Origin of the sequence: Streptomyces niveiscabiei (assembly GCF_001419795.1) — a bacterium.
Taxonomy (GTDB): Bacteria; Actinomycetota; Actinomycetes; order Streptomycetales; family Streptomycetaceae; genus Streptomyces; species Streptomyces niveiscabiei.
Map to the genome: position 1 here is coordinate 1 of NZ_LIRL01001048.1, position 5,256 is coordinate 5,256.

The 5,256-nt window shown below is 73.0% G+C and carries 6 protein-coding genes; 3 read left to right on the top strand and 3 right to left on the bottom strand.

What is annotated here, in order from left to right:
* Positions 1-445, top strand: a 445-nt coding sequence (locus tag AOK24_RS39440; RefSeq protein WP_055724735.1) for a VanZ family protein, incomplete at its 5' end; no start/stop codon positions are given.
* Here the strand turns inward: AOK24_RS39440 and AOK24_RS39445 are convergent.
* The gene (locus tag AOK24_RS39445; protein WP_055724736.1) at positions 442-681 is read right to left on the bottom strand and encodes a hypothetical protein; all 240 of its coding nucleotides are present in this window, start codon (positions 679-681) and stop codon (positions 442-444) included. The two genes, AOK24_RS39440 and AOK24_RS39445, sit on opposite strands and share 4 nt — an antisense overlap.
* Before the next feature lie 121 nt (positions 682-802).
* Between AOK24_RS39445 and AOK24_RS39450 the strand changes: the two genes are divergently transcribed.
* Together AOK24_RS39450 and AOK24_RS39455 are read left to right on the top strand one after the other, a co-directional pair.
* Complete coding sequence (locus AOK24_RS39450) at positions 803-1,813, top strand: PHP domain-containing protein (protein ID WP_055724737.1); 1,011 nt, start codon at positions 803-805, stop codon at positions 1,811-1,813.
* Positions 1,814-1,847: 34 nt separating this feature from the next.
* The gene (locus tag AOK24_RS39455) at positions 1,848-2,843 is read left to right on the top strand and encodes an SDR family NAD(P)-dependent oxidoreductase (RefSeq protein ID WP_055724738.1); all 996 of its coding nucleotides are present in this window, start codon (positions 1,848-1,850) and stop codon (positions 2,841-2,843) included.
* Positions 2,844-2,863: 20 nt separating this feature from the next.
* Here the strand turns inward: AOK24_RS39455 and AOK24_RS39460 are convergent, their stop codons facing one another.
* A complete protein-coding gene (locus AOK24_RS39460) occupies positions 2,864-3,802 on the bottom strand; it encodes a phosphotransferase family protein (RefSeq protein ID WP_055724739.1) in 939 nt (312 codons plus the stop codon).
* 17 nt (positions 3,803-3,819) lie between these two features.
* The coding region (locus AOK24_RS39465) for an NADPH cytochrome P450 oxidoreductase family protein (RefSeq protein WP_240554338.1) at positions 3,820-5,256 on the bottom strand (1,437 nt) is incomplete at its 5' end.

The window sequence follows — 5,256 nt, forward strand, 5'->3', positions numbered from 1 at the left end:
CCCCCTCTACCTCCGCGTTCCCGCGATGGCCGTCGGTTTCGCCGTGCTCGTCGGGTTCGGCGCGATCCTGGCCCGTCTCACCCTCGAACCGTCCCCCGCCTCGGTCCCCCTGATCCACACGAACCTCCGCCCCGGCCACTCCCTCAAGGCGTACCTGGACCAGCCCGCGCTGCGGGACGCGGTGCGGCAGATCGGCGGGAACATCCTGCTGGGGGTCCCGTTCGGCATCCTCGTCCCCGTGGTCGCCCCGAAGGCGCGCGGCATCCTCAAGGTGCTGCTCCTGACGGCCCTCGTGATGCTCGCGGTCGAGTTCGCCCAGGGCGCCCTGGTCACCGGCCGTGCCTTCGACATCGACGACGTCATCCTCAACACGACCGGCGCCCTCATCGGCTACCTGCTCCTGGGCCGCCGCCTGGGGCGCGGGGTGCACGCGCGGCGCGGCTAGGGCCGTGGCCGCCAGGTGTAGCGGTCGCCGCCGACCCAGCGGATCGCGTCGGGGTCGTCGAGGTCGTGGATGGTGATGCCGTAGAGGGCCGCGGTGGCGAGGACCTCGGTGACGGCGTGGGCGGAGCCGACGACCCGGCCGTCGATCTCCATGATGCGGAACGGGGGTGTGCCCGGCTGGACCCCGAGCACCATGACCCGCGGGTGGGAGATGTAGGGGCTCGCTATCTCGGTCATGTAATCGAGGGTAAGACGACTCGGGCCGACCGCTACCCGGCGAGAGGGACCGCCCCGCGCCCCGCAAGCTGCCGCCCGGCCCCGGCGAGCGAACCCCCCGTTCCTGGGCAACCCTGGTGGCATGCTCCCCGTAGAGGCCCTGGAGCGGATCGCGTTCCTGCTGGAGCGGTCCCTCGCCCCGCCGTACCGCGTCAAGGCGTTCCGTACGGCGGCCCGTGTGCTGTCGGCGCTGCCGGAGGCGGAGGTCGCGGACCGGGCGGCGGCGGGGACGCTGGAGTCACTCAAGGGGGTCGGCCCGAAGACGGCGCAGGTGGTGCGGGAGGCCCTGGCCGGCCGTACCCCGGCGTACCTGGAGCGCGTGGAGGCCGAGCAGCCCCCGCCCCCGGAGGGCGGCGCGCGCCTGCGGGCCCTGCTGAAGGGGGACTGCCATCTGCACTCGGACTGGTCGGACGGCGGCAGCCCGATCGAGGAGATGGCCCGTACGGCGGCGGCGCTGGGCCACGAGTGGGCGGTGCTGACGGACCACTCGCCGCGCCTGACGGTGGCCCGGGGTCTCACGGCGGACCGCCTGCGCGAGCAGCTCGACCTGGTCGCGGAGCTGAACGCGACGTGGGCCCCGTTCCGCCTGCTCACCGGCATCGAGTGCGACATCCTCGACGACGGCTCCCTCGACCAGGACCCGGAGCTGCTGGCCCGCCTGGACGTGGTCGTCGTGTCGGTGCACTCCAAGCTGCGGATGGACGCCCGCTCGATGACCCGCCGCATGGTGGCCGCCGTCCGCGACCCGAACGCGGACATCCTGGGCCACTGCACGGGCCGCCTGATCGCGGGGAAGCGGCGGCCGGAGTCGGAGTTCGACGCGGCGGCGGTGTTCGCGGCGTGCGCGGAGTCGGGGACGGCGGTGGAGATCAACAGCCGCCCGGAACGGCTGGACCCTCCCCGGCGGCTGCTGCGGCAGGCCGTGGACGCGGGGGTGCTGTTCTCGGTCGACACGGACGCGCACGCGCCGGGCCAGCTGGACTGGCAGGTGCTGGGGTGCGCGCGGGCGGAGGAGTGCGGGGTCCCGGCGGAGCGGGTGGTGACGACGTGGTCGTACGAACGGCTGATGGAGTGGGTGGGTGGCCGCGTTTGACTTCGAGAGCACTTCAATTCGTACGGTCGTGGGCATGAGCAACCTGAGCAACAACGACACTCCTCAAGTCAAGATCGGTTCGGGTTTCGGTGCGCGCAGCACCGCTGACGACGTTCTCGCGGGCCGTGACCTCACGGGCACGCTGGCCCTGGTGACCGGGGGATACTCGGGCCTCGGGCTGGAGACGACGCGCGCGCTGGCCAGGGCGGGCGCGCGGGTGGTCGTACCGGCGCGGCGGGTCGGCGCGGCGCGCGAGGCGGTCGAGGGGATCGCCGGGGTCGAGGTGGAGGAGCTGGACCTGGGCAACCTGGAGAGCGTGCGGGCGTTCGCGGACCGCTTCCTCGCCTCCGGGCGCGTCCTCGACCACGTGATCAACAGCGCCGGGATCATGGCCTGCCCCGAGACGCGCGTGGGCCCCGGCTGGGAGACCCAGTTCGCCACCAACCACCTCGGTCACTTCGCGCTGGTCAACCGGCTGTGGCCGGCGATCGAGCCGGGCGGCGCCCGCGTCGTGTCCGTCTCCTCGCGCGGCCACCACTTCTCCGGCGTCCGCTGGGACGACGTCGACTGGCGGCAGGGCTACGACAAGTGGCAGGCGTACGGCCAGGCGAAGACGGCGAACGCCCTGTTCGCCCTCCACCTCGACAAGCTGGGCCGCGCGTCGGGCGTGCGGGCGTTCTCCCTGCACCCGGGCGGCATCCTCACGCCCCTCCAGCGCCATCTGGCCAAGGAGGAGATGATCGAGCGCGGCTGGATCGACGAGAACGGCGAGCTGCTGATGCCGGAGGCGTTCAAGACGCCCGAGCAGGGCGCGGCGACGCAGGTGTGGGCGGCGACGTCGACGCTGCTCGACGGCCTGGGCGGGGTGTACCTGGAGGACTGCGAGGTGTCCGAGGAGGTGTCCGCCGAGGACATCGCGTCCGGGTCGGTGACCGCCGGTGTCGCGCCGTGGGCGCGGGACGCGGAGCAGGCGGAGCGGCTGTGGGCGCTGTCGGCGGAGCGGACGGGCGTGAACGCGTTCGCGGGCTGACCGTCCCGAGGCGCCGGCTGCTACGAGGCCGACGCCTCGATCTCCCCCAGCGCACCGAGCAGTTGGGGGACCACGGCGTCCTGCGCCCACTGCCGGTGTCCTTCGTCGGCCTTCCTCGGGACCTGTTCCGTCAGCATGATCAGGTAGAGGTAGGTGCGGTAGAGCGCGTACCGCTGCCGAGCGGAGTCGTCGAACTCCGCCTTCCCTCCGGCTTTTTGATAGGCCGTCAGGAAGTTCTCGTCCTCCCGGATGTCCGTGAGCAGCGCGAGGGAGACGAAGTCGGCCAGCGGATCACCCCAGAACATGCGTTCGCCGTCGATGAGTCCGGTGACGCGGGGTACGGCGGGGTCGACGAGGATGTTGCCGGGCCACAGGTCGAAGTGGATGAGGCAGGGGGTCGTGACGTCGTCCAGCGCGCCGTACGCCGTGCGGACAATCTCCCTGATCTCGCCTGTCGCGAGCGGGAGTTCGGCCGCGTAGTCGTCGGCGTCGGCGAGGACCGCGTCGAGCATGCTGGTGAACGCGGTACGCCAGTCGGGGGCGAGCGGGCCGAGGGCGCCGGAGGGGTAGCCGTACGCCGGTCCGGTGATCCGGTGGAGGCGGGCGACGAGTCCGGCCAACTCGGCGCGCAGGGCGGTGTGTTGGGCGGGCTCGGACCACTGTTCGCCGGGTACGGCGGTCATCAGGAGGTAGCCGTCGCCCTGGGCCACGACCTTCGGGGCGGGTACGTCGGCCCGGGCCGCGCCCTCGTAGAACTGGGCCTCCGCCACGAGGAGTTGCTTCTCGTGGCGGAGGCCCTGGTCGGGTGGGGCGACCTTGAGGACGTACCGGGTGCCGTCGTCGAGGCGGAGTTCCTCGACGGCGTTGTAGGTGCCGCCGCTCAGGGGGGTGATGGCGACGAGGTGCCGGGCCGCGTCCTTCAGGACGTGCCGTGCCCGTTCCCAGGAGTCCGTCGTCATCTCCCGTGCCCTTCCGGTCAGTTCGCGGCGTACACGTCCTCGACGTAACGCCCGTTCGCCATCAGCTCGTTCAGCCAGGTCTCGGCCGCCGCGCCGTCGGCGTCGGGCGTGTGATCCCGGTACAGCGTACGGAACGCGTCGCGCACCGCGGGTGCCATGCGCGAGCCGTCGCCGCAGACGTGGACGCGGGCGCCTTCGGTGAGCAGGTTCCAGACCTCCTCGCCTTCGGCGGCGATCCGGTGCTGGACGTACCGGCCGTCGGGTCCGGCGCTGAAGGCGGGCCGGATCGAGACGGCTCCGGCGGTGTCGGCGGCGGTCAGTTCCTCGGCGTGCAGGTAGTCGGCGTCGGGGGCGTCGCAGCCGACGTAGCAGAGGGCGGGCGGGAGTTGGCCGGGCGCGTTGACGCGGTCGGCGATCGCGCCCCGGAAGGGGGCGAGGCCCGTACCGGCGGCGATCATGATCACGGGCGTGGTGTGGTCGATGCGGAAGGCCTCGCGGCAGGGCTGGATGCGGGCGTACACGGTGTCGCCGGGGGCGAGGCCGGCGAGGTGGTTCGAACCGGTGCCCCGGTAGCGGCCGTTGCCCGAGCGGGCGGGGGCGTCGAGGAGGGAGACCATCAGGTCGACGTGGCCGGGGTCGTTCGCGGGTGAGGAGGAGATGGAGTAGTGGCGGAGGCGCAACGGGGTGAGCAGGTCGAGGAGTTGGGCCCAGTCGAGGGCTCCGCGCAGCGCCGGGTTGGCCTCGATCAGCTCGGTCAGGGTGCGCGGGTCGTCGTCGGTGAGGGCGACGAGGGCGGCGCGTTCGGGCGGGCAGGGGTTGGCGGCGGCGAGCGCGGCGCGCTGGTCGGCGGTCGGGCGATCCTGCAACTCGACGTAGTGCGTGAGGAGTTGACGTGCCGTCACCGGGCGGTCGACGGTGAGTCCGGCGCGGCGGGTGGGGCGGATGTCGAGGAGGGTGTCCGGGTCGAGGCCGAGGGCCGTGAGCGTACGGTCCACCAGGGCAGGGGAGTTGGCGGGGAGGACGGTGAGGTGGTCGGCCGTGCGGTACGTGGTGCCCTCGGGGAGGGCGACGCGCAGGAAGCACTTGCGGCGCGGGTGGCCGGGGCCGGTGAGGTCGTGCGCCTCGGTGACCGTCATCGGGACCAGGCCGTGGCGTTCGGCGAGGGCGTCGAGGGGGGTGCCGGTCAGAACGCGGACGGTGTAGGCGCTCTCCGGGGTCTTCGGGGCCGCCGGGTCCGCCGGGCTCGCCTCGGGGTCTCCGTAGTGCTCCAGGAGCGCGGTGCGCAGGGTGCGGGTGAACTCCCGTACGGCGCCGGTGAGATCGCCGGAGGCGTCGGCCGCCGTGCGGTCGGTGAGGCGGGTCGCGCCGAGTTCGGCGAGGCGCTCGTCGATCCGGGTCGGGACGTGCTGGTAGGTGGCGGCCCAGTTGCGGTCGCCGACGCCGAGGACGGCGTA